Raw genomic sequence first — 22,229 nt, 5'->3', positions numbered from 1 at the left:
AAAATGGCTATAAGAAGTTTCAAACCTTATACACCAGGTACTCGCACAAGAGTAGTAACTGACTTCAGTGAAGTTACATCCAAAAAACCTGAGCGCTCACTTGTCGTATCTAAGCATCGAAAGAAAGGACGCAACAACCGAGGAGTAATTACTTGTCGTCACCGAGGTGGCGGGCACAAAAGGTTATACAGAATTGTTGATTTTCGTAGAAATAAGCATGGTGTTTCGGCCAAAGTTGCGGCAATACATTATGACCCTCATCGCAATGCAAGACTTGCTTTACTCTTTTACTCTGATGGTGAAAAGAGATACATTCTTGCCCCTGCAGGCATAACGGTTGGTCAAGAAATTATTTCAGGTCCAGACGCACCAATTGAAACTGGTAATGCCTTGCCACTTTCCTCTATGCCTTTAGGCTCCAGCGTTCACTGTGTTGAACTTTATCCAGGTCGAGGAGGACAGATGGTTCGTACCGCTGGAGCAAGTGCTCAGGTTATGGCGAAAGAAGGAGATTATGTTGCATTAAAATTACCCTCTACCGAGGTACGTTTGGTCAGAAAAGAATGCTACGCAACACTGGGAGAGGTTGGAAATTCTGAGATTAGAAATACAAGTCTTGGAAAAGCAGGAAGAAGAAGATGGCTCGGTAGAAGACCTCAAGTTAGAGGTAGTGTAATGAATCCATGTGATCACCCACATGGAGGAGGAGAAGGCAAGGCACCAGTTGGACGGGCTGGTCCTGTGACTCCATGGGGTAAAGCTGCTCTTGGCTTAAAAACCAGGAAGAAGAATAAGCCCAGTAATAAGTATGTTCTTCGAAAACGACGCAAGGTATCTAAACGAAGTAGAGGAGGTCGAGATTCATGATTTCTTTCTTTCTTTACAAATTCTATTAAACCGTTATGGGACGTTCACTTAAAAAAGGGCCATTTATTTCAGACAGTTTGCTTCGTAAAATCGAGAAGCAAAACTCTAATGATGATAAAACTGTCATCAAAACATGGTCGAGAGCCTCAACAATTTTGCCAATGATGATTGGCCATACGATTGCTGTTCACAATGGAAAAAGCCACATACCTGTTTTCATAACCGAGCAAATGGTTGGACACAAGTTAGGCGAGTTTGCTCCAACTCGAACCTACAGAGGTCACATCAGAGATAAAAAGGGAGCCCGCTAATTATGACTAATTCATCAACTAAAACTGCAGCCCTAGCTCATGGGCGTTACATTCGCGGATCTGCTTCAAAAGTAAGACGTGTTCTTGATCAAATAAGAGGACGAACTTACAGGGATGCATTAATTATGCTTGAATTTATGCCTTATCGATCAACTGAGCCAATAACTAAGGTATTACGATCAGCGGTTGCTAATGCAGAAAACAACCTTGGTCTTGACCCTTCTTCTTTGGTGATTACCACTGCTACCGCTGATATGGGACCACCAATGAAACGCTATAGACCTAGGGCTCAAGGCAGAGCATTTGCCATCAAAAAGCAGACATGCCACATCAGCATTGCTGTTTCGGCCAATCAATCAACCAATTCTGAGGACACTGACTGATGGGACATAAAATTCATCCAACTGGAATTAGGCTTGGGATCACTCAAGAGCATCGTTCTAAGTGGTACGCACCTAGTAAGACTTATCCGTTGCTACTTCAAGAAGATGATCGCATTCGTACTTTTATAAAGAAGAAGTATGGAGCAGCAGGTATTAGTGATGTATTGATTGCTCGAAAAGCAGATCAACTTGAGGTCGAATTAAAAACTGCTCGGCCAGGGGTAATTGTTGGTAGGCAAGGAAGTGGTATTGAAGAATTAAGGTCTGGTATTCAAAAAACGATCGGTGATAGAAATAGACAAGTGCGTATAAATGTAGTTGAAGTGGAGAAAGTAGATGCAGATGCATATCTTCTAGCGGAATATATTGCGCAGCAACTAGAAAAGCGTGTTGCATTTAGACGAACAATTCGAATGGCTGTACAAAGAGCACAAAGAGCTGGTGTTTTAGGTCTGAAAATACAAGTAGGTGGAAGGCTAAATGGAGCTGAAATCGCACGTTCTGAATGGACACGAGAAGGAAGAGTGCCCCTCCACACCTTGAGAGCAGAAATCGATTATGCAACCAAAGTCGCCAGTACAACCTATGGCGTTTTGGGAATCAAAGTATGGGTTTTTAAAGGTGAAGTTCTTCCGAAAGAAGAACAGCCTTTACCTGTTGGTTCTTCTCCTAGACGCAATAGGGGGAATCGTAGACCTCAACAATTTGAGGACCGTTCCAATGAAGGTAAATAAGGAGTTTTAATCATGCTAAGTCCTAAAAGAACCAAATTTCGTAAACAACAAAGAGGCCGTATGCGCGGTGTTGCTACTAGAGGCAACAAAATCTCTTTTGGCCAGTTTGCATTGCAAGCGCAAGACTGTGGGTGGGTTACATCAAGGCAAATCGAGGCAAGTCGGAGAGCTATGACTCGTTATGTAAAAAGGGGAGGACAAATATGGATTCGTATTTTCCCTGACAAGCCCGTAACGATGAGGCCTGCCGAGACAAGAATGGGATCTGGTAAAGGTAATCCAGAATTTTGGGTTGCAGTTGTCAAGCCTGGTCGAATTTTGTTTGAAATGGGTGGCGAAGAAATTACAGAGAAAATTGCAAAAGAGGCAATGCGTCTTGCTCAATACAAGCTGCCAGTAAAAACAAAATTTATTTCCTTAGAAGAAGATCTCAATAAGGGAAATTATAAACCTGCTAAAACACCAGTTCCAGCAGATGATTCGGAGTCATCATCATGAGCAAAACAACTACAAAAGATTTCAGGAATCTCTCTGATTCCGAGATATCAGAAAAGATTGAAAATCTTCGTAAAGAACTTTTTGATCTTCGTTTTAAGCAAGCCACAAGACAGCTTGCGAAAACTCACCGCTTCAAAGAGGCACGAACCGAATTAGCTCAACTTTTAACGGTTTCTAACGAGCGAAGCCGCTCCAACACATCATCTTGATTTTTTAGTTATGGCACTTAAGGAAATGGTCGGCACTGTTGTCAGTGACAAAATGCAAAAAACAGTAGTTGTGGCTGTGGAAAATAGATTTCCACATCCTATCTACCAAAAAATTATTAGTCGCACGACTAGATATAAAGCCCATGATGCAGAAAACCATTGCAAAGTAGGAGATAGAGTTCGGATTAAAGAATCTCCTCCTATGAGCGCTCACAAACGTTGGACGGTTACAGATGTTCTCGTTCAGGGTATGAAATCTAAGGAGGCTGCAAAATGATTCAGCAAGAAACATTCTTAACCGTTGCAGATAACAGTGGTGCAAAGCGGTTGCAATGCATTAGAGTCTTGGGTTCTAATCGTCGCTATGCCCACGTAGGCGATGTGATTGTTGCTTCTGTTAAAGATGCGATGCCAAATATGGGAGTCAAAAAATCAGATGTCGTTAAAGCGGTTGTCGTTCGTACTAGAGCAACAATGCGCAGAGAGACTGGAAATTCAATTCGGTTTGATGATAACGCGGCTGTTCTTATCAATGATGATCAAAATCCAAGAGGTACTAGGGTGTTTGGTCCCGTCGCGCGAGAATTAAGAGAGCGCAATTTCACAAAAATTGTCTCTTTAGCTCCGGAGGTTATTTAGTTATGCCAGCAATTAACAAATCTAAAGCTCCTGCTGATCGGATCAAAATGAAGATCCGTAAAGGAGATACAGTTCAGATTATTTCTGGAAAGGACAAGGGTAAAACCGGTGAAGTTATTAAAACACTTCCCTATGAAAATAGAGTTCTAGTCCAAGGAATTAACCAAAGAACAAAGCATGTAAAACCATCACAGGAAGGAGAAACTGGTCGAATAGAGACCAAAGAATTTTCCCTGCATGCCTCAAATGTAATGATCTACTCAACTAAAGAGAAAGTTGCTAGTAAAGTTGAAATTTTTGTAGATAAAGATGGATCCAAGAAACGACGATTAAAGAAGACAGGAGAATTAATTGATTAATTAATTCACTTTCCCTTTGTCTGAACTAACTAAAGCAGACTTTCTTTCCCAATTGAATTCTGACCAAGACCAGAATCAACTTTTTCCTAAGCCATGTCACTAAAAAAACGCTATCGAGAGACAATTAGACCAAAGCTTTTAAAAGATCTTGGTCTGAAAAATGTTCATCAAGTTCCTAAGGTGCAGAAAGTCACTTTAAACAGAGGCCTTGGTGAAGCTGCATCGAATTCCAAAGCTTTAGAAGCTTCTCTAGCTGAAATGGCAACGATTTCTGGGCAAAAAGCTCTTGTGACAAGAGCTAAGAAAGCAATTGCGACCTTTAAGATTAGACAAGGAATGCCCATAGGTTGCTCAGTCACGCTTAGAGGTGATCGCATGTACGCATTCTTGGAAAGGTTCATTAATTTGGCACTTCCAAGAATCAGAGATTTTCGTGGTGTGAGTCCAAAAAGCTTTGATGGCCGAGGAAATTACACTATCGGAGTAAAAGAGCAACTTATTTTCCCTGAGATCACTTTTGACAAAGTCGATGCCATTAGAGGTATGGATATCACAATTGTCACCAGTGCTTCCTCTGATGAACAAGGTAAGGCTCTTCTTAGTGAAATGGGAATGCCCTTTCGTAAAAAATGAGTTTGATTAGCTAAATACTATGGCCAACCACGATCCAATTTCAGACATGCTCACTCGCATAAGAAATGCGAGTGAAAAGCGTCATGAAAAAACCAAAGTCCCTGCTTCAAGAATGTCTCTTAGTATCGCTAAGGTACTTCAGCGTGAGGGTTTTATCGCAGAAATCAATGAAGAAGGAGAAGGCTTTAAAAAGCAGCTCATTCTTGGATTGAAATATACCGGTAAGCATCGCTCACCGATTATTCGTTCTATGCAGCGAGTAAGTAAACCAGGTTTGAGAATTTATAAAAACACTCGAGGATTACCAAAAGTTTTAGGAGGTCTTGGAGTTGCAATAATTTCTACTTCCAAGGGAGTCATGAGTGATCGTGATGCTCGCAAACAAGGGGTTGGAGGAGAAGTCCTCTGCTACGTCTGTTGATTTATTAGGTATTTATTATGTCTCGCACAGGGAAAAAACCCATCTCCCTTCCTGAAAAGGTAGATGTTAAACTCGATGGTCTTTCTATTACTGTTAAAGGTCCCAAAGGACAACTGGAGCGAACTCTTCCGGATGGAGTGAGTCTTACCAAAAATGAGAATACTATTCTTGTTAAACCAGTAAATGAAAAAAGGCAGTCCAGGGAAATGCATGGTCTTTGTAGATCTCTTGTCGCGAATATGGTTGAGGGAGTGAGTATAGGTTTTACAAAAAAACTTGAGATAGTTGGTGTTGGCTCAAGAGCTCAAGTAAAAGGAAAAACACTTGTTGTTAGTGCCGGTTATAGTCATCCTGTTGAAGTCGTTCCTCCAGAAGGCATAACTTTTAAAGTTGAAAATAATACTAATGTGATCGTAACTGGACCTGATAAAGAATTAGTTGGCAATGAAGCTGCAAAAATAAGAGCAATTAGACCCCCAGAACCCTATAAAGGTAAAGGAATAAAATATGAAGGAGAAAATATAATTAGAAAAGCTGGTAAGTCTGGCAAAGCTTAATCTTGCTTATTTGTTTTTTAAAATTTATTAGTCATGACAAAACTCTCAAGAAAACAACAGACACAAAAACGACATAAACGCTTAAGGAGAAACTTAAGCGGAACAGAATCAAGACCAAGACTTGCTGTTTTTCGTTCTAATAACCACATCTACGCTCAAATAATAGATGATGATGCTCAAAACACTATATGTGCTGCATCAACCTTGGATAAAGACTTGAAATCTTCTTTAAAAGCAAATGCTGGAAGCTGCGATGCCTCCACAGCGGTTGGAGAGCTCGTTGCAAAAAAAGCTTTATCAAAAGGCATCAAACAAGTTATCTTTGACAGAGGTGGGAACATCTACCATGGCAGGGTTAAAGCTCTAGCCGAAGCTGCCAGAGTTGCAGGCTTGAACTTTTAATTATTGCTTTAACAATGACAGACTCTAAAAACCAGTCCTCAAGTAAAAAAACATCAGGATCATCAGATTCTCCTCCTGCCGCAGATGGTAGGCAAGAAAACCGTCGTAATCGTGGTGAAAAACGTGGAGGCAGAAGAGATAGAAGAGGGCAAGAAAGAGACTCTGAATGGCAAGAACGTGTTGTTCAAATCAGAAGGGTCTCCAAAACTGTCAAAGGTGGAAAGAAAATGAGTTTTAGAGCAATAGTTGTAGTAGGGAATGAAAAGGGACAAGTTGGCGTTGGTGTTGGTAAAGCTGGAGATGTTATTGGTGCTGTTAGGAAAGGAGTAGCTGATGGAAAAAAACATCTAGTTCGTGTCCCTTTAACCCGTAATAGCTCTATTCCAACTCTCTCCAATGGCAGAGATGGAGCAGCTAGCGTGTTAATTCGTCCTGCAGCACCCGGAACAGGTGTAATTGCAGGAGGGTCAATTCGTACTGTTTTAGAGTTAGCAGGAATTAAAAATGTACTTGCTAAGAGACTAGGAAGTAAGACCCCTCTGAATAATGCTCGTGCTGCAATGGTTGCTCTAAGTGAGTTAAGAACTCACAAAGCCACAGCTAAAGAGCGTGGTATTTCACTAGAGCAGATTTATTCTTAACAACCATGACTATTAAATTAGAATCTCTTCAATCAAATAAAGGATCTAGACGTAAAAAAATGCGTAAAGGTCGAGGCATAGCTGCTGGTCAAGGTGCTAGTTGCGGGTTTGGAATGAGGGGACAAAAATCTCGATCAGGTAGACCTACTCGTCCAGGTTTTGAGGGTGGTCAGATGCCTTTGTATCGAAGAGTCCCAAAATTAAAGCATTTTCCAATAGTTAATCAGAAAAATTTTACTGTCCTCAATGTTTCTAGTTTGAATGCATTGAAAGAAGGTACTGTTGTTAACCTTGATTCATTGGTGAAGGAGGGTATTTTGACAAAACCAAAAAACCCTCTAAAAATTCTTGGAAACGGAAAATTAGAAGTCAAATTGACTGTTCAAGCTGCTGCATTCACAACATCTGCAAAAAAGAAAATTGAAGAAGTCGGGGGCAAATGCGAGGTATATAATTAATTTTGTTATTCCAAAAATTTAATTTTATACATTAGTCTCTAATTAAATTATCCTTATTAAATGTTAATAAGTCGTGGTCGAAACCCAAGCGCAGGAGAAGTAATCACCCAGCTATTCAGTAATGAAGAGCTAAGGGGGAGAGTATTTACGACCCTAGGGTTATTGTTGATTGTTCGATTAGGAATCTATATTCCTATGCCTGGTATAGATAGAGAAGCTTTTAAAACTTTTATTGATCAGGGGGGACAATTGATTGGATTTCTTGATATTTTTACAGGTGGAGGAATATCAACTTTGGGGATTTTTGCACTGGGTATCCTTCCATTTATTAATGCGTCAATAATTATCCAATTGCTTACCGCATCCTTGCCTCAACTGGAAGATCTACAGAAAAATGAAGGGGAGGCAGGGAGAAGGAAGATTGCTCAAATCACTAGATATGTGGCTTTGGGATGGGGATTGGTTCAAAGCACAGTTTTTGCTTTGATTCTTAGACAATATGCAGTAGAAGGTCTTGGCGAAACTGAATTTGTTATTCAAACATCACTGGCATTAGTAACTGGATCGATGATTGTGATGTGGCTTAGTGAGATTATTACTGAAAAAGGGATAGGCCAAGGCGCTTCTTTAGTTATTTTCTTGAATATTGTTGCGACTTTGCCTAAGGCACTTAGCTCTACTATTGAGAAAGCTCAAACCGGAGATAGAGCTGATGTTCTAGGGATAATAATTCTTTTGATCGTTTTCTTAATTACTATTGTTGGTATTATTTTTGTTCAAGAGGGTGCCAGAAGAATTCCAATAGTCAGTGCAAAAAGTCAAATGGGCGGTACATCTCTTTTGCCAAGTAGGCAAAGTTATTTGCCTCTTAAATTAAATGCTGGTGGCGTCATGCCGATAATTTTTGCATCTGCATTAATTTTCCTCCCCATAACAATCGCAAATTTTACTCAAAACCCTTTACTTATTAAGGCTGCTAGTTCGCTAAATCCAGGTTCGTCTAACCCATGGCCATATGCGATTACTTTTTTCGCGTTGATTTTAGGTTTTGCTTATTTTTATGCTTCTTTAACAATTAATCCAATAGATATTGCTTCTAATTTAAAAAAGGGTGGTGTCGCAATTCCAGGCGTGAGGCCTGGAGGTTCAACTTCTACTTACCTTTCAGGTGTTCAAAATCGCTTAACTTTGCTTGGTGGATTATTTCTTGGCTCTGTTGCCATTGTCCCTGCAGCAGTAGAAAGAGCAACTAATGTTCAGACTTTTCAAGGGCTTGGAGCGACTTCATTATTGATCTTGGTGGGAGTTGCAATTGATACATCTAAGCAAATTCAGACTTATGTCATTTCTCAAAGATATGAAGGATTGGTACGCCAATAAAATCTTTAATATGATTTTTATTTAAATGAAAAAGAAATTATTATTCCTTGGTCCACCTGGTGCGGGTAAAGGTACTCAGGCAAATCTTTTTTGCAATAAGTACAGATTAGACCATCTTTCAACAGGAGATTTACTTAGAGATGAAGTCTCCTCTGGATCCGATTTAGGACTTAAAGCTGCTGAAGTTATGAATAAAGGAGAATTAGTAAGTGATGAATTAGTTCTCTCAATTGTTGAAGGAAGATTGTTAAATATTAATGAAGGATGGTTGCTTGATGGTTTCCCTAGAAATGTTAATCAAGCTAATTCTCTCAAAAGTCTTTTGGAAAAAATTAATCAACCTTTAGAAGGAGTTGTTTTAATAAAATGTGCCGACGAGTTCTTAATTAAAAGGCTTTTAGAGAGAGGGAGAAAGGATGATAATGAACAAGTCATAATTAATAGACTCAAAATTTATAGAGAAAAAACTTCTCCTCTTATTAATTTGTATGCCAAGCAGGGAATTCTTGAGGAGATAGAAGGTAATGCTGACATAGATGTTGTTTTTTCATCTATTGAGAAAGCTTTAGGCGGATGATGTAGTAAAATAGTAGTTTGGAAATAGGAGAGTCTCACCAAATGAAGGTTAGATCCTCAGTCAAAAAAATTAGTCCTGACGATCAGATCGTGAGGCGCAGAGGCCGGATCTATGTGATCAACAAGAAAAGGCCTCGAAACAAACAGCGTCAGGGCTGATCCCTGGCTTTCTTAAGAAGCGATTAACGATTAATTTTATTTTCGTTTTCTTCTTACAACAAGGTCATCATTAAATTATGATGACTTTCATTGTCCTCTTCGATTTATCCCTAAGTGGCACGGATCTCAGGCATCGACATACCTCGCGAAAAGCGGGTAGAAGTTGCCCTAACTTATATCTATGGTATCGGCTTAACCAGAGCTCAGACTATCCTCGAAAAATCTGGGGTTAACCCTGATATTCGTGTAAAGGATTTAGACGACAGCGATGTACAAAAGCTTAGAGCTGTTACTGAAGAATTTACCCTTGAAGGAGATTTAAGGCGCCAGGAAGGAATGGCTCTAAAACGTCTTCAAGATATTGGATGTGTTCGAGGAAGAAGGCATAGGATGAGTCTTCCTGTCCGTGGACAACGAACCAGAACTAACGCTCGCACAAGAAGAGGAGCGAGAAAAACCGTTGCAGGAAGAAAGAAATAATTTCTTAAGACTCCTGTTACCTTCTGGTAATTTACTAAATCTTTTTTTTAATCAGGCACAGCCTAATGGCTACAACCTCAAAAAAATCCGGTTCTAAGAAGTCAAAGCGCAATGTCCCTAATGGAGTTGTGCATATTCAAAGTACCTTCAATAACACCATTGTTTCAATTACTGACACCTCTGGTGAAGTCATTTCCTGGTCTTCAGCAGGAGCAAGCGGTTTTAAAGGAGCTAGAAAAGGTACTCCTTTTGCTGCTCAAACTGCGGCTGAACTTGCAGCCCGAAGGGCGGTAGAGCAAGGAATGCGTCAAATAGAAGTTCTTGTAAGAGGACCAGGTTCAGGTCGTGAAACCGCAATAAGGGCGTTGCAAGTAGCTGGTCTTGAAATTACTTTGATCAGAGATGTAACTCCTCTTCCTCATAACGGTTGTAGGAGACCTAAACGCAGACGCGTTTAAAATCTATTCACTTAAGTGAAATTTTCCTTTTTTCCCACATCGCATTAGACCGTGTTGCAATACCAGATAGACAGGATCGACCATCAAGTTGCTAATGATCGTTCCCAAACAGGCGTTTTCCTGATAGGACCTCTTGAAAGAGGTCAAGCAACAACTTTGGGCAACTCTCTTCGTAGAGTTTTGATGGGTGGGCTCGAAGGGAGTGCAGTTACTGCTGTCAGGATCGCAGGTGTTAATCATGAATATGCAACAATCCCTGGAGTAAGAGAGGATGTTTTGGACATCCTTCTTAACTGCAAACAAATTTCAGTTGATTGTCGTAGTCAAGATCTTGAGATAGGAAGAATTGCTGTTACTGGACCCGCTGAAGTAAAAGCAAAGGATATTCAGTTTTCTTCTCAAGTTGAGGTCGTTGATGGTGATCGCCCAATAGCAACAGTTCATGAGGGCCACAACCTAGAGTTGGAGTTGCATGTAGAGAGAGGTGTTGGATATCGACCAGTTGATAGAAGAAATGAAGAGACCAGCGCAATCGATTTACTTCAAATAGATGCGGTTTTTATGCCTATAAATAGAGTCAATTTTACTATTGATGAAACTGCAGTTGCCGAGGGTGGATCTACTAGAGAAAGATTAAAAATGGAGCTAGTTACCGATGGATCAACATCTCCAGATGATGCATTGGCAGAAGCTGCAAATCAATTAATTGAACTATTTCAACCTCTCGCCACCGTTTCAATGGTAGAAGAGATTCCTGAAGAGCCTGAGCCTGCAGCAGAAGCCCAAATTCCCCTTGAAGAGTTAAACTTATCCGTAAGAGCTTACAACTGCCTAAAACGTGCCCAAGTGAACTCTGTTTCAGACTTGATGGGCTTCAGTTATGAGGATTTATTGGAAATTAAGAACTTCGGTTCTAAATCTGCTGATGAAGTAATTGAAGCTCTAGAGAGAATTGGAATTTCTATTCCGCAAAGTAGAACTTCCGCATGACTTTCGGTTTTATTACTACTACATTTCAAAGCTAATCCAATGCGTCATCAACGTCGAATTCCACAACTGAGTCGTCCTGCAGATCAAAGGAAGGCGCTTTTAAGAGGATTAACTACGCAACTAATTCGTGAAGGTAGAGTTACAACAACCAAAGCAAGAGCAAAAGCTTTAAGAGATGAGACCGAGAGAATGATCACATTAGCTAAAGATGGCAGCCTTTCTTCAAGACGAAGAGCCATTGGTTATGTATACGATAAGCAGTTGGTTCATGCCCTTTTTGAAAAGGCTCAAGAGAGATATGGTGATCGTCAAGGAGGCTATACCAGAATCGTTAGAACTATCCCAAGGCGTGGTGATAATTCAGAAATGGCTATTGTCGAGCTTGTATAGGATACAATTTTTGCAAAAAAGTAAATCAATATTTTTTAGTTTTAGTTAAATTTGACTCATAGAATTGCACTTGTTATTCAATACGATGGATCATGCTTCAGAGGCTGGCAAAATCAAAAAAATTCAATAACTGTGCAAGGAACTTTAGAAGAAAAAATTGCAGAACTTGATCCAAACAGACCAGTTAAGGCAATAGCAGCAGGCAGAACTGACTCAGGTGTTCATGCTTCTGGACAAGTTGTTCATTTTGATTGTGCTGGCCCAATTCCAATTAATAAATGGACATCAGCACTGAATGGAAGACTTCCAGCATCAATTAAAGTTATTGAAGCGGCGAGTGTTTCCAGTAATTGGCATGCTTGCTATTCAGCCAAATATCGAAGGTATAGATACACTATTTTTAATGGTTCCTATCCAAATATTTTTCTTCAAAATATAAGTTGGCATAAATATAGATCTAAATTGGATGTAAATCTTATGAAGCATGCTCTGAATGATTTATTAGGTTTTCATGATTTCGCTGCGTTTCAAAAAGCAGGAAGTAATAGGAGTAATTCATTAACCACCGTGCAAGATGTTTTTATTTGTCGTGATGGAGATTTAGTCACTGTAGAGATCCAGGCCAGTGGCTTTTTGTATGGGATGGTAAGGCTTTTGATGGGCCAATTAGTTGCTGTTGGAGAAAAACGACTTTCTCTGGAAAAATTTAGGTTTATATGGAGAAAAGGTTTGCGCCATGAGGTGAAAGAGTCAGCCCCAGCTCGTGGATTGTGTTTGATAAGAGTTGGTTACGAGGAAAACATCTTTTCACAAGAGAAAAGTTTTGATACTTTCCCTAGGTTCTCTCTCCCAATATTCGAGTCCTCAAAATAAACAAACAAAATAAAAGATTAATAATTCAAAAATTGGGAATTTTTTTTGAATCAGGAATTTAAATTTTATGCGAACAAAAAGGCCAGTTTTAAGCCATGAAAGTGTAGAATTGTTTTTCTGAAGAATCAGTTCAATTTTTTGACTTGATAACTTCCTTAAATAGTATTATCAATTGATAATGCTTATTCAGTGTTAAAGGTGTTAAGGAAAAATGAACAAGACATCCGTTCCATCACCGGATTCAATAGATCGCCAGTGGTATCTGGTGGATGCAGAGAATCAGACTCTTGGTCGACTAGCAACTGAAGTTGCTAGTGTTCTTAGAGGGAAGACAAAGGCAAATTTCACGCCACACTTAGATACAGGTGATTTTGTTATTGTCGTAAATGCAGAAAAGATCAAAGTAACCGGCAAAAAATCAGATCAAAAGCTTTATCGCAGACACTCTGGACGTCCTGGTGGAATGAAAGTAGAAACTTTTAAAGCTCTTCAATCCAGAATTCCAGAGAGAATCGTTGAAAAGGCAATTAAAGGAATGCTTCCTCACACAAGGTTGGGTAGGCAATTATTTACCAAACTCAAAGTTTATAAAGGCTCTGATCATCCTCATTCAGCTCAAGAACCCACAATTCTCAATCTAAATTCTGAATCTGTTAAGAAATGACTACCTCCACAAACAAAGTAGTCTACTGGGGAACTGGTAGACGTAAAACATCCGTAGCCAGAGTGAGATTAACTCCTGGAAAAGGTGAAATAATTATCAATGGTCGGCCTGGTGATCATTATTTGAATTTCAATCCTGCATATCTATCTGCAGTTAAAGCTCCTTTAAAAACTTTAGGATTGAGTGATTCATATGATGTTTTAGTCAATGTATACGGTGGAGGCTTGACTGGTCAGTCTGACGCTATTAAGCAAGGAGCTGCCAGAGCTTTGTGTGATTTATCTCTTGATAATCGCAAGCCTTTAAAAGTAGAGGGTCATCTTAGTCGGGACCCTAGAGCCAAAGAAAGGCGTAAATATGGTCTCAAAAAAGCTCGTAAAGCTCCTCAATTCTCAAAGAGGTAGTTTACTTTTTACCTCAAATCTTGCACTTTCATTATTATGCCTAAATCAGATATACATCCAACTTGGTATCCAGAAGCAAAAGTCATTTGTAATGGAGAAGTTGTTATGACAACTGGTTCAACTCAGCCTGAAATACAGGTTGATGTATGGAGCGGAAATCATCCTTTCTTTACAGGGACTCAGAAAATTTTAGATACAGAGGGAAGAGTAGATAGATTTATGAGGAAATATGGTATGGCCTCATCTGATTCAGGTGAACAAAAAGATAAATCTCCCAAAAAAGAAAAAGAAAGTTGATAGCTATTTTTCTAAAGAATTAGGGAATATAAAGAATGGATTCTTCAACCCTAATAAAACGATTAGAAACAGCTAAAACTAGTTTTCAAAACTTGGAGTTGCAATTAGCTGATCCAGATGTTGCATCAGACCCAAAACAATTAGAGAGAATTGCTAGGGAGAGATCCCGTTTAGAGCCACTAGTTAATGATTATTTCAAACTTCAGATAATAGAAAGAGAATATATAGAGGCTAAAGGATTAGTAAAGGAAAGCAGAGATGATAAAGAGATGGAGATCTTGGCTAGAGAAGAACTTGAAAATCTTGAAAACTCAAAAAATGAATTAATTCAAAAGTTGACTTTGGCTCTTTTGCCCAAAGATCCAAGAGATGAAAGAAGCGTGATGCTTGAAATAAGAGCTGGTGCAGGAGGGAATGAAGCTTGTTTATGGGCTGGTGATTTGGCAAGAATGTATGAGAGATATGGACAAAAGCTAGGATGGAATGTAAAACCGATAAGCTCAACAGAGGCTGATATGGGAGGTTTTCGTGAAATGATCATCTCAGTAAAAGGAGATTCTGTTTATAGTCAGTTAAAATTTGAAGCAGGTGTTCATAGAGTTCAAAGAGTTCCTTCAACCGAATCTCAAGGACGAGTTCATACTTCTACTGCAACTGTTGCTGTAATGCCAGAGGCTGATCCAGTGGAAGTAAAAATAGAATCTACTGACCTAGAAATTAGTACGGCAAGATCAGGTGGTGCTGGTGGGCAAAATGTAAATAAAGTAGAAACAGCGATTGATTTATTTCATAAGCCCACAGGTATAAGAGTTTTTTGTACGCAGGAACGTTCTCAATTACAAAATAGAGAAAGAGCAATGGAGATTTTAAGAGCTAAATTATTAGAATTAGAAATAGCAGAAGCTAATGCAAAAGAAAGATCTGCTCGATTGTCTCAAGTTGGTACAGGTGATAGAAGTGAGAAAATTCGGACATACAACTACAAAGATAATCGAACCACTGATCATCGATTAGGAATAAATTTTCCCCTCGAGCAAGTTCTAGCAGGTCAATTGGAAGATGTTATTGGCGCATGTATTGCAGAAGAACAAAAAAGGCAAATGGAAGAGATGAGTAATCAATCTGAAGATTAATAGAAGCTAGGTCACCCATCCAATTACATATTTACTCCATTCTTTATGGCGACCAGAGTGAATATGTTTTGTGGTCTCAAAACTCATGTTGTTTAGAGGTTTATAAGGTTTTGTTTTTAATGGCATCTTTGCTTCGTCTGGAGTTCTATTACCCTTCATTACGTTGCATTGAAGACAAGCGGTAATCACATTCTCCCAATTGTCGGTTCCTCCTCTACTACGGGGTAAAACATGATCAATTGAAAGTTTCTTATTTTTTTGACCACAATATTGACAACAATTATCATCTCTTTGAAATATATTTTTTCTAGAAAGAGGTATATCACGATATGGAACTCTAATAAATTGTCTTAATCTTATTACTGTAGGGGCTTTGACATCTTGCCTAATATTGTGTGAAGCATCTTCTTCAAGACTTTCGGCTTTGCCTTTAAGCATTAAAACAGTCGCACGACGCCATGAAGTGATGTTCAATGGCTCATAGGAAGCATTTAAAACAAGAACTTGACCCATGCAAGCAAGCTATTTAAGCGGCATGCTAGTGGTATTGGAACCTTGTTGCAGTTTCCCTTATTACATTGATTACATGCCGAGTATGTCAAAGATCAAAAAAATAGAAAGATCTTTCTCTTTTGAAGAGATAACTAAAAATGTAATGAACCCTGATCCTCGAAGTCGTGCATGGGTAGAGATTAACTCTAAAGGTATTGAAAATAATTCAAGAGTTTTGAAAAACTTTATTGGTAAAGATTGTTTGTTAATGGCAGTAGTAAAAGCTGATGGATATGGACATGGTGCAGAGACTGTTGCAAAAGCTGCTTTGATTGGAGGTGCCGATAGTCTCGGAGTAGCAACATTAGAGGAGGGGATTCAATTAAGAAATGCTGGTTTGAAGTGTCAGATATTGATTCTTGGAAATCTAATAAATGCAGAAGAACTTTATTCTTCTTTTTACTGGGATCTTATTCCCACGATCAGCGGCATTCGTGAGGCAATAATTTGTAATAACATAGCAGAAAATAAGAATAAAAGGTTTGCTATTCATTTGAAAGTTGATACAGGTATGACTAGACTTGGATGTAATTGCAATGAAGTTGAAGAATTAATTACTAAGATTGATTGTTTAGAAAATATATCCTTGGAAGGTATATACAGTCATCTAGCAATTGCTGATCAAGATCTACAAAATAGTACTCAAAAAAGTTTCACTCAGATTCAGTTAAATAGATTTGAGAGGGTTTTAAAGGATTTAGGCAAAAGAAATAAGCTTTTATGCACCCACCTTGCTAATTCTGCGGGGACACTTTCAGATAGTCGTCTACATTTTGATATGGTTCGAGTGGGACTTAGCTTGTATGGTTACTTTCCCGCAAATGATTTTGAGTCTGATTTGAACCTTTCCCCAGCCTTGAAAGTTAAGGCTCGAGTTACTTTGGTTAGGGATGTTGAAAAAGGTATTGGAGTGGGGTATGGACATATTTTTAAAACTAAAAGGAAAAGTAAGCTTGCTGTCGTCGCTATTGGTTATGCAGATGGGGTAAGTAGGACTCTTTCTGGAAAAATATCAGCCTCAATAGATGGAGTTTTGGTTCCTCAAGTAGGCGCAATTGCAATGGATCAAATGGTCTTTGACATAACTGATAAACCAGATGTTAAAACAGGTCAGGTTTTAACTCTTCTTGGAACAGATGGTGAGATTTGCATATCTCCTCAAAATTGGTGCGATTTGTCTGGATCAATTCCATGGGAAGTCCTTTGCAGTTTCAGGAATCGACTGCCTAGAGTGGTCGTTTAAAATTTGTAGAGGATCACAATACAAATTTTTTGAGCGTTGACTTGATAAGGTATTGGGAATGGAGAGGTGGCTGAGTGGTTGAAAGCGGCTCCCTGCTAAGGAGTTACAGGAGGTAACTTCTGTCGAGGGTTCGAATCCCTCCCTCTCCGTTCTTAATTTGGTTCAGGATGCTTAATAAGGGCTCAAAAGCCTTTCAGTGACTAGATATAACTAAAGTGATTGATTCAGGAATTTCCATGCTTTTGCATACAGTTCAATTTTTTTTTGTTGGGTGGAATAACTCTAAAATCCCATCACCTTGCGTCATGCTGCTTTTACCATAGTCCACTTGGCGTCACTCAAAAGTCCTCCCTCTTCGTTCTTATTTGCAGCAAAAGATGGTTATAAATTCAAAAGACAAGAAATCTATTGCATTACTTCATTTCAACTAGCCAATTTTTTTAAAATCATTGTGATCAGGATGCTTGAATAGGCAAAATTTTGGATTTAAAGTGCAAGCGAAAACAGCTCAGGTAGAAAATAAAGCCTTAGCAGAGAGGAAAGCTGCTGCAGAGAAGAAAGCTGCTGCAGAGAAGAAGGCTGCTGCAGATAAGAAGGCTGCTGCAGAGAAGAAAGCTGCTGCAGAGAAGAAGGCTGCTGCAGATAAGAAGGCTGCTGCAGAGAAGAAAGCTGCTGCAGAGAAAAAAGCTGCTGCAGAGAAGAAAGCTGCTGCAGAGAAAAAAGCTGCTGCAGACAAGAAAGCTGCTGCAGAGAAAAAAGCTGCTGCAGAGAAAAAAGCTGCTGCAGAGAAAAAAGCTGCTGCAGAGAAAAAAGCTGCTGCAGACAAGAAAGCTGCTGCAGAGAAAAAAGCTGCTGCAGAGAAGAAAGCTGCTGCAGAGAAAAAAGCTGCTGCAGAGAAAAAAGCTGCTGCAGACAAGAAAGCTGCTGCAGAGAAAAAAGCTGCTGCAGAGAAAAAAGCTGCTGCAGAGAAAAAAGCTGCTGCAGACAAGAAAGCTGCTGCAGAGAAAAAAGCTGCTGCAGAGAAAAAAGCTGCTGCAGAGAAAAAAGCTGCTGCAGAGAAAAAAGCTGCTGCAGAGAAGAAAGCTGCTGCAGATAAGAAGGCTGCTGCAGAGAAAAAAGCTGCTGCAGAGAAAAAAGCTGCTGCAGAGAAAAAAGCTGCTGCAGAGAAGAAAGCTGCTGCAGATAAGAAGGCTGCTGCAGAGAAAAAAGCTGCTGCAGAGAAAAAAGCTGCTGCAGAGAAAAAAGCTGCTGCAGAGAAAAAAGCTGCTGCAGAGAAAAAAGCTGCTGCAGAGAAAAAAGCTGCTGCAGAGAAGAAAGCTGCTGCAGAGAAGAAAGCTATTTCAGTAAACCAACTTGATCCTCAGAAAAAGCGTGACTCCAGGACTGAACTGTTAACAGTTTCAGTCTCTTTAGATACAGGTAAAATTGTTGGAATAGTTGCTGTAGGTATATTGGCTTCTGCTTTTCTTGTCTCTGCAATGGTATTTATTTCTGGCTAATTCAATTTTCAAAAATCTTATCTAAATTAAGTTTTTGATCATGGGTTTCTGCTATGTTTGCGTTTTTAACTTTTCCCAAAAGACATTAAACTGTGTTTAAAGATCGATTACAAGAAATTCTTGAATTCACTAAAAGTGAATCTCCTTATAGCAAAGCAAATAAAGGCTGGATTAATCAAGATACATTTTTAGAATTTGGTAAATCTTCTAGCGTCTTATCTAAACAAAAAGAAGCAGCAAAAATAACATTATTATGGCCCCCTATTCAAAGATTAATATCTAATTTATTAATTATAGTAATTTTATCTTCACTATTTGTTCTGTCTACTATAAAGGGGGCTAAACTTAACTTTAATCTAGGATCAATTTCTGTCGCTTTCAAAGATAAACTTGTTCAAATAGACACAAAAAAATCAAATATAATCTCTGAGGATAATCAAATTATTGATATTAATTTCAATTCTGAAAGTGAAGAAGATTTTCCAAAAGAAGAAATAAATATATTAACTGAAGATTTATCAGATAAAGAAGATTCATTAAAATCAGAAGATAATATCGCTAAAGATCAAATATCTGAATTAGAGGAAGAACAATTGGAAGAAATAGAAATTAAAAATGACGCCTCCATTTCAATTACAAAGAAATCTAAATCTAACTTTTTTTGAGTTTATTTGAAAAAATAAGAAATAAATAAGTTTTTTATAAATTTTTTTCTCTCTTCTACCTTTTTAGTTCAATGGGATGTTTAGATGATTTAATAAAAAATATTTTTTAGGAGTTTTTAAGGTGACAGACGCTAAGGGTAATCAACTCGCAACAATATCTGTTTATTTGAATACCCCAATAATTGCTGTTCTTTTAGGGGTGGGATTCATTGTGGGTTCTATTTTATTTGCAGGTATCTTGCTAATTGCTAGATAGCTAATTTATTTAACTCACTTCCCAAAGCAGGAAGTAGAAATCTATCTTTCACTAATTTTTCCCCAATAGTAAAAACAGCAACAAGCATAGGATTTTTATTGGGTGCTTCCCACCATGCGACATCGTGGCGAACCTCACTCATTAGACCTGCCTTGCTCCATAGTTTTGAAGAATAAGGAAGACCTTCGCCTAAAAAACCATCTACTTGATTATTTAAATCTTTCTTGCGAATAACTGGATCGAGTGATCGAAGGAAATTTTTTATAAATTTTTCACTTGCTTCTTTTGGAAGCATCTCTTTAGTCATTAATGATTCAAAAATTCTGGCACTTCCGTCTGTTGTCATACTGTTTCGATTCTCATTATTTTCTCCATAAAAGTCTTTTTCTCTTCCAAAAGGACCTTCATTCCAAGTTTTCTGACTACAGTTCCAATTTTGTATTTCAGGCCATCTAAGATCATTGAGCCAGGTGTTGATTAATTGTCTTTGGATTTTCCATCCTTGATAGTTGGATTCATTAAGAGATGGACCACTTGTTGTACCTGTCAAAAGATCTAAAATATAACTTGTGGCGTCATTATTAGAGTTTGCGATCATTTCATGTAATGCTCTTCTAAGTTCTTCTGAGTCAACAATTAAATCTTGTTGAAGCCATACCTGAGTCGCTAATGCATAAACTATCTTTACAACGCTTGCAGGATAAAAATTTCTGTTTGAATTCCACCCTGTTCCATATCCACCAGATGTAGATGGACTTTGCTTGTCATAGCGGATGCATGTTATTGCAATGTTTTCTTGAAGGTTTGGACGACCTTCTTTTTCAAATCTATCGAGGAGACCTTTCAGGCAATATGCCATCTCGGGGTCTTGTCGGTAGAACGCCATAGCGCTCGAGAAGAATTCAATATGACCTTAGAGGTTTTGCTAACTAAAGCTTCATTTGTTTTGGGAAGTTTATGGAAACTCAGAGTAAATATTGATGGATTTAAAAGTCCAAATAGTGATGAATTAGTTACTCAAGCAAGTATTGGTAGGAGTTTTCAATTGATTGATTGTGTTAAATACAATTATAAAAATAAAGAAATTATCGATAGAGTTAAAGTTCGTCTTTTGGAAGATGACTATATTTGTTGGTTTAGATTTTCTGAATTAATTCTTCAAGCGTCAAAAATAGAATCCTGGAAATTTGAATTTTTCACTGAAGATAAAATTAATTCTAAGATACCAAGTATTTTGTCTTGGACTAAGGCTGCGAAAAAAAATAATAATGAGTATTTGTGGGGTGGAACTATAGGTCCAAATTTTGATTGCTCTGGTTTGGTTCAATCTGCTTTTGCAAGTTCAGGTATTTGGATACCAAGAGATGCTTATCAGCAGGAAAAATTTTGTAAAAATGTAGGATTAGATATTGAAACTTTAGGCGAAAAATTAATACCTGGTGATTTGCTTTTCTTTGGATCTTCTGAAAAATGTACACATGTGGGATTACATATTGAGAATGGTTTTTATATTCACAGTTCTGGGGTAACTGATGGGCATAATGGAATAGAGATTGACGGTTTATTTCAACCGAACCTTGGAAAAATTGCTTCTTTTTATAGATCTAAATTTAGATCTGCTGGAAGAGTGATGTCTTGTTATCAGAGTGAAAAAACTCTAAAGAAGATTAATTGACCATTATGAGGAGTTTTGAATGAATTCTAATGTCACCTTATCAATAGTTGTTCCTATCTATAACGAAGAAGAAAGTCTTCCTGTTTTGGTTAATCAGTTATTAGAAGTTTTAGAGCCTACGGAAGAAACTTTTGAATTAGTTTTAGTAAATGATGGTTCCTCAGACGACAGCGCAGAGGTAATTAGAAAACTAAGCTTTGAGATACCAGAATTAGTTGGAGTTCTTCTACGTAAAAACTATGGACAGACTGCAGCTATGGCAGCAGGATTTGATATTTCTTCTGGTCAGATAGTCGTCACACTTGATGGTGATTTGCAAAATGATCCTAAAGATATTCCTTTATTAGTTAATAAGATTAGGGATGGATATGATCTTGTAAGTGGATGGAGATATCGAAGGCAAGATGCCGCTATAAGTAGAAAGCTTCCATCAAAAATTGCTAACCGGTTAATCGGGAAAGTTACTGGTGTTAGACTTAATGATTATGGATGTTCTTTAAAGGCTTATAGGAAAGAAGTACTGACAGATATGAGATTGTATGGAGAATTGCATAGGTTTTTGCCTGTTCTCGCAAATATTGAAGGAGCTAGGATTACGGAAGTCAAAGTAAATCATAGAGCTCGTCAATATGGATCTAGTAAGTATGGAATAGATAGAACTTTTAGAGTTTTAATGGATTTGTTGACTGTATGGTTTATGAATAGATTTTTAACTAGACCTATGTATGTTTTTGGTTTTGGTGGAATTCTTGCAATTATTGGGAGCCTCATAACAAGTTTTTACTTATTAACCATCAAACTTTTAGGAGAAGATATAGGGAATAGACCTTTACTTATTTTTGCTTTGCTTCTTGCAGTGACTGGAGTTCAACTTTTTGGGTTTGGATTGCTTGGAGAACTTCAGATCCGCACTTATCATGAAAGTCAAAATAGACCAATTTATCGCATTCGAGAGACATTTCGAGGAGGACGAGAATCTTGAGAATTTTTATCTATATCAATAGTTTTTCCTTTATAAGATGAAATGCCAGCAGCAGATGCAATAACAACGCTACTGTCAGAATCTTTTAATCCTCTTCTTAAAAATGGCAATGCTTTCTTGTTATCCCATTGACTAGCAATTTGAATGGCTAATAGTCGATCACTTGGGTTGCTAGAGATTAATTTTGTTAATTGTTTTTTTGTTTCTATTGAATTAAGTGAAGTTGGCTGTGAAAAAGGCTTCGTATTTTTGTTATTCTTTGTTGTTGATTTTTGATTTTGTAAACTCTTATCGATGATTAACTCGGATGATGCTAACTCAGCCTTTGAAAAGGAATCCTTTTCAGATCTGAAAAAAGCTGATGCCTTGGATTGTTTTTTTGAACTCCAAAGGATTAAAGCAATAATTAGAGCTAAACCACCTGCAAAAACTTGATTCATT

The 22,229-nt window shown here is 38.2% G+C and carries 36 protein-coding genes and 1 tRNA gene; 34 read left to right on the top strand and 3 right to left on the bottom strand.

Annotated elements, in window-relative coordinates:
- Nucleotides 1-3 precede the first annotated feature (3 nt).
- The 27 genes from rplB to prfA all read left to right on the top strand — a co-directional run bounded on the left by rplB (nucleotide 4) and on the right by prfA (nucleotide 14,916).
- A complete protein-coding gene (rplB, locus tag AC6EIY_RS06585; RefSeq protein ID WP_498506160.1) occupies nucleotides 4-867 on the top strand; it encodes a 50S ribosomal protein L2 in 864 nt (287 codons plus the stop codon).
- Between the two features lie 35 nt (nucleotides 868-902).
- Nucleotides 903-1,178, top strand: a complete 276-nt coding sequence (rpsS, locus tag AC6EIY_RS06580) for a 30S ribosomal protein S19 (protein ID WP_498461571.1) — start codon at nucleotides 903-905, stop codon at nucleotides 1,176-1,178.
- 2 nt (nucleotides 1,179-1,180) lie between these two features.
- Nucleotides 1,181-1,561: a 50S ribosomal protein L22 gene (gene rplV / locus AC6EIY_RS06575; RefSeq protein ID WP_498506159.1), complete on the top strand. Its 381-nt coding sequence runs from the start codon at nucleotides 1,181-1,183 to the stop codon at nucleotides 1,559-1,561.
- Nucleotides 1,561-2,295 (top strand): 30S ribosomal protein S3, encoded by a 735-nt coding sequence (rpsC, locus tag AC6EIY_RS06570; RefSeq protein WP_498506158.1) that lies wholly within the window; start codon nucleotides 1,561-1,563, stop codon nucleotides 2,293-2,295. The genes rplV and rpsC overlap by 1 nt, the downstream gene beginning before the upstream one ends.
- 12 nt (nucleotides 2,296-2,307) lie before the next feature.
- Entirely contained in the window at nucleotides 2,308-2,793 is a 486-nt protein-coding gene (rplP, locus tag AC6EIY_RS06565; RefSeq protein WP_498506157.1) for a 50S ribosomal protein L16, read from the top strand.
- The gene (rpmC, locus tag AC6EIY_RS06560; protein ID WP_498506156.1) at nucleotides 2,790-3,002 is read left to right on the top strand and encodes a 50S ribosomal protein L29; all 213 of its coding nucleotides are present in this window, start codon (nucleotides 2,790-2,792) and stop codon (nucleotides 3,000-3,002) included. The genes rplP and rpmC overlap by 4 nt, the downstream gene beginning before the upstream one ends.
- 10 nt (nucleotides 3,003-3,012) lie before the next feature.
- Nucleotides 3,013-3,279 (top strand): 30S ribosomal protein S17, encoded by a 267-nt coding sequence (gene rpsQ, locus AC6EIY_RS06555; protein ID WP_269611570.1) that lies wholly within the window; start codon nucleotides 3,013-3,015, stop codon nucleotides 3,277-3,279.
- Nucleotides 3,276-3,641 carry a 50S ribosomal protein L14 gene (gene rplN / locus AC6EIY_RS06550; RefSeq protein WP_011295463.1) on the top strand — a complete coding sequence of 122 codons (366 nt, stop codon included), beginning with the start codon at nucleotides 3,276-3,278 and terminating at the stop codon, nucleotides 3,639-3,641. The genes rpsQ and rplN overlap by 4 nt, the downstream gene beginning before the upstream one ends.
- A 47-nt stretch (nucleotides 3,642-3,688) precedes the next feature.
- Nucleotides 3,689-4,000 (top strand): 50S ribosomal protein L24, encoded by a 312-nt coding sequence (gene rplX, locus AC6EIY_RS06545; protein WP_498508166.1) that lies wholly within the window; start codon nucleotides 3,689-3,691, stop codon nucleotides 3,998-4,000.
- 93 nt (nucleotides 4,001-4,093) lie between these two features.
- Complete coding sequence (rplE, locus tag AC6EIY_RS06540) at nucleotides 4,094-4,633, top strand: 50S ribosomal protein L5 (protein ID WP_498461566.1); 540 nt, start codon at nucleotides 4,094-4,096, stop codon at nucleotides 4,631-4,633.
- Between the two features lie 19 nt (nucleotides 4,634-4,652).
- Entirely contained in the window at nucleotides 4,653-5,054 is a 402-nt protein-coding gene (gene rpsH / locus AC6EIY_RS06535; RefSeq protein WP_498461565.1) for a 30S ribosomal protein S8, read from the top strand.
- Between the two features lie 17 nt (nucleotides 5,055-5,071).
- On the top strand, nucleotides 5,072-5,611 hold the full coding sequence (gene rplF / locus AC6EIY_RS06530; protein ID WP_498461564.1) for a 50S ribosomal protein L6: 540 nt from the start codon (nucleotides 5,072-5,074) through the stop codon (nucleotides 5,609-5,611).
- A gap of 33 nt (nucleotides 5,612-5,644) precedes the next feature.
- Entirely contained in the window at nucleotides 5,645-6,013 is a 369-nt protein-coding gene (rplR, locus tag AC6EIY_RS06525; protein ID WP_498506155.1) for a 50S ribosomal protein L18, read from the top strand.
- A 14-nt stretch (nucleotides 6,014-6,027) separates the two neighbouring features.
- Nucleotides 6,028-6,654 carry a 30S ribosomal protein S5 gene (rpsE, locus tag AC6EIY_RS06520; RefSeq protein WP_498461562.1) on the top strand — a complete coding sequence of 209 codons (627 nt, stop codon included), beginning with the start codon at nucleotides 6,028-6,030 and terminating at the stop codon, nucleotides 6,652-6,654.
- A gap of 5 nt (nucleotides 6,655-6,659) precedes the next feature.
- Nucleotides 6,660-7,112, top strand: coding sequence for a 50S ribosomal protein L15 (gene rplO, locus AC6EIY_RS06515; protein ID WP_498506154.1), 453 nt, complete (start codon nucleotides 6,660-6,662; stop codon nucleotides 7,110-7,112).
- Nucleotides 7,113-7,172: 60 nt separating this feature from the next.
- A complete protein-coding gene (gene secY / locus AC6EIY_RS06510) occupies nucleotides 7,173-8,492 on the top strand; it encodes a preprotein translocase subunit SecY (RefSeq protein ID WP_498506153.1) in 1,320 nt (439 codons plus the stop codon).
- 25 nt (nucleotides 8,493-8,517) lie between these two features.
- Nucleotides 8,518-9,069, top strand: coding sequence for an adenylate kinase (locus AC6EIY_RS06505; RefSeq protein ID WP_498506152.1), 552 nt, complete (start codon nucleotides 8,518-8,520; stop codon nucleotides 9,067-9,069).
- A gap of 41 nt (nucleotides 9,070-9,110) precedes the next feature.
- A complete protein-coding gene (gene rpmJ / locus AC6EIY_RS06500; protein WP_011295453.1) occupies nucleotides 9,111-9,227 on the top strand; it encodes a 50S ribosomal protein L36 in 117 nt (38 codons plus the stop codon).
- Nucleotides 9,228-9,341: 114 nt separating this feature from the next.
- Nucleotides 9,342-9,707 (top strand): 30S ribosomal protein S13, encoded by a 366-nt coding sequence (rpsM, locus tag AC6EIY_RS06495; RefSeq protein WP_498461558.1) that lies wholly within the window; start codon nucleotides 9,342-9,344, stop codon nucleotides 9,705-9,707.
- Between the two features lie 65 nt (nucleotides 9,708-9,772).
- Nucleotides 9,773-10,165: a 30S ribosomal protein S11 gene (rpsK, locus tag AC6EIY_RS06490; protein WP_498461557.1), complete on the top strand. Its 393-nt coding sequence runs from the start codon at nucleotides 9,773-9,775 to the stop codon at nucleotides 10,163-10,165.
- Between the two features lie 51 nt (nucleotides 10,166-10,216).
- The gene (locus AC6EIY_RS06485) at nucleotides 10,217-11,155 is read left to right on the top strand and encodes a DNA-directed RNA polymerase subunit alpha (protein ID WP_498506151.1); all 939 of its coding nucleotides are present in this window, start codon (nucleotides 10,217-10,219) and stop codon (nucleotides 11,153-11,155) included.
- Between the two features lie 39 nt (nucleotides 11,156-11,194).
- The gene (gene rplQ, locus AC6EIY_RS06480) at nucleotides 11,195-11,545 is read left to right on the top strand and encodes a 50S ribosomal protein L17 (protein WP_498461555.1); all 351 of its coding nucleotides are present in this window, start codon (nucleotides 11,195-11,197) and stop codon (nucleotides 11,543-11,545) included.
- 51 nt (nucleotides 11,546-11,596) lie between these two features.
- Nucleotides 11,597-12,418, top strand: coding sequence for a tRNA pseudouridine(38-40) synthase TruA (gene truA / locus AC6EIY_RS06475; protein ID WP_498506150.1), 822 nt, complete (start codon nucleotides 11,597-11,599; stop codon nucleotides 12,416-12,418).
- Between the two features lie 211 nt (nucleotides 12,419-12,629).
- Nucleotides 12,630-13,082 carry a 50S ribosomal protein L13 gene (gene rplM, locus AC6EIY_RS06470; RefSeq protein ID WP_498506149.1) on the top strand — a complete coding sequence of 151 codons (453 nt, stop codon included), beginning with the start codon at nucleotides 12,630-12,632 and terminating at the stop codon, nucleotides 13,080-13,082.
- Nucleotides 13,079-13,486, top strand: coding sequence for a 30S ribosomal protein S9 (gene rpsI, locus AC6EIY_RS06465; protein WP_498506148.1), 408 nt, complete (start codon nucleotides 13,079-13,081; stop codon nucleotides 13,484-13,486). Before rplM ends, rpsI begins: the two co-directional genes overlap by 4 nt.
- A gap of 36 nt (nucleotides 13,487-13,522) precedes the next feature.
- Complete coding sequence (gene rpmE / locus AC6EIY_RS06460) at nucleotides 13,523-13,783, top strand: 50S ribosomal protein L31 (RefSeq protein ID WP_498506147.1); 261 nt, start codon at nucleotides 13,523-13,525, stop codon at nucleotides 13,781-13,783.
- 35 nt (nucleotides 13,784-13,818) lie between these two features.
- Nucleotides 13,819-14,916, top strand: coding sequence for a peptide chain release factor 1 (prfA, locus tag AC6EIY_RS06455; RefSeq protein ID WP_498506146.1), 1,098 nt, complete (start codon nucleotides 13,819-13,821; stop codon nucleotides 14,914-14,916).
- A gap of 6 nt (nucleotides 14,917-14,922) precedes the next feature.
- Here prfA and AC6EIY_RS06450 read toward each other — a convergent pair whose 3' ends face one another.
- Nucleotides 14,923-15,429, bottom strand: a complete 507-nt coding sequence (locus AC6EIY_RS06450; RefSeq protein WP_498506145.1) for an HNH endonuclease — start codon at nucleotides 15,427-15,429, stop codon at nucleotides 14,923-14,925.
- 73 nt (nucleotides 15,430-15,502) lie between these two features.
- Here AC6EIY_RS06450 and alr point away from each other — a divergent pair, with 73 nt between their 5' ends.
- The 5 genes from alr (at nucleotide 15,503) to AC6EIY_RS06425 (ending at nucleotide 19,131) form a co-directional block, all read left to right on the top strand.
- Nucleotides 15,503-16,711, top strand: a complete 1,209-nt coding sequence (gene alr / locus AC6EIY_RS06445; RefSeq protein WP_498506144.1) for an alanine racemase — start codon at nucleotides 15,503-15,505, stop codon at nucleotides 16,709-16,711.
- 60 nt (nucleotides 16,712-16,771) lie between these two features.
- Nucleotides 16,772-16,860 (top strand) — tRNA-Ser (locus AC6EIY_RS06440).
- 342 nt (nucleotides 16,861-17,202) lie between these two features.
- The gene (locus tag AC6EIY_RS06435; protein ID WP_498506143.1) at nucleotides 17,203-18,210 is read left to right on the top strand and encodes a hypothetical protein; all 1,008 of its coding nucleotides are present in this window, start codon (nucleotides 17,203-17,205) and stop codon (nucleotides 18,208-18,210) included.
- 92 nt (nucleotides 18,211-18,302) lie between these two features.
- Nucleotides 18,303-18,875, top strand: a complete 573-nt coding sequence (locus AC6EIY_RS06430; protein WP_498506142.1) for a hypothetical protein — start codon at nucleotides 18,303-18,305, stop codon at nucleotides 18,873-18,875.
- A gap of 121 nt (nucleotides 18,876-18,996) precedes the next feature.
- Nucleotides 18,997-19,131 carry a hypothetical protein gene (locus AC6EIY_RS06425; protein ID WP_498461546.1) on the top strand — a complete coding sequence of 45 codons (135 nt, stop codon included), beginning with the start codon at nucleotides 18,997-18,999 and terminating at the stop codon, nucleotides 19,129-19,131.
- Here AC6EIY_RS06425 and AC6EIY_RS06420 read toward each other — a convergent pair.
- A complete protein-coding gene (locus tag AC6EIY_RS06420; RefSeq protein WP_498506141.1) occupies nucleotides 19,124-20,017 on the bottom strand; it encodes a serine hydrolase in 894 nt (297 codons plus the stop codon). The two genes, AC6EIY_RS06425 and AC6EIY_RS06420, sit on opposite strands and share 8 nt — an antisense overlap.
- A 21-nt stretch (nucleotides 20,018-20,038) precedes the next feature.
- On the opposite strand from AC6EIY_RS06420, the gene AC6EIY_RS06415 reads away from it, so the two are divergent.
- On the top strand, nucleotides 20,039-20,806 hold the full coding sequence (locus AC6EIY_RS06415; protein ID WP_498506140.1) for a C40 family peptidase: 768 nt from the start codon (nucleotides 20,039-20,041) through the stop codon (nucleotides 20,804-20,806).
- Nucleotides 20,807-20,825: 19 nt separating this feature from the next.
- Nucleotides 20,826-21,788 (top strand): glycosyltransferase family 2 protein, encoded by a 963-nt coding sequence (locus AC6EIY_RS06410; RefSeq protein ID WP_498506139.1) that lies wholly within the window; start codon nucleotides 20,826-20,828, stop codon nucleotides 21,786-21,788.
- On the opposite strand, the gene AC6EIY_RS06405 is transcribed toward AC6EIY_RS06410, so the two are convergent.
- Nucleotides 21,746-22,228 carry a HEAT repeat domain-containing protein gene (locus AC6EIY_RS06405; protein ID WP_498506138.1) on the bottom strand — a complete coding sequence of 161 codons (483 nt, stop codon included), beginning with the start codon at nucleotides 22,226-22,228 and terminating at the stop codon, nucleotides 21,746-21,748. The genes AC6EIY_RS06410 and AC6EIY_RS06405 overlap by 43 nt on opposite strands.
- Nucleotide 22,229 lies beyond the last annotated feature (1 nt).

The organism is Prochlorococcus sp. MIT2304, assembly GCF_059772405.1.
The sequence above is the reverse complement of the archived record's forward strand: the minus strand, read 5'-3'. Positions and strand labels throughout refer to the sequence as shown.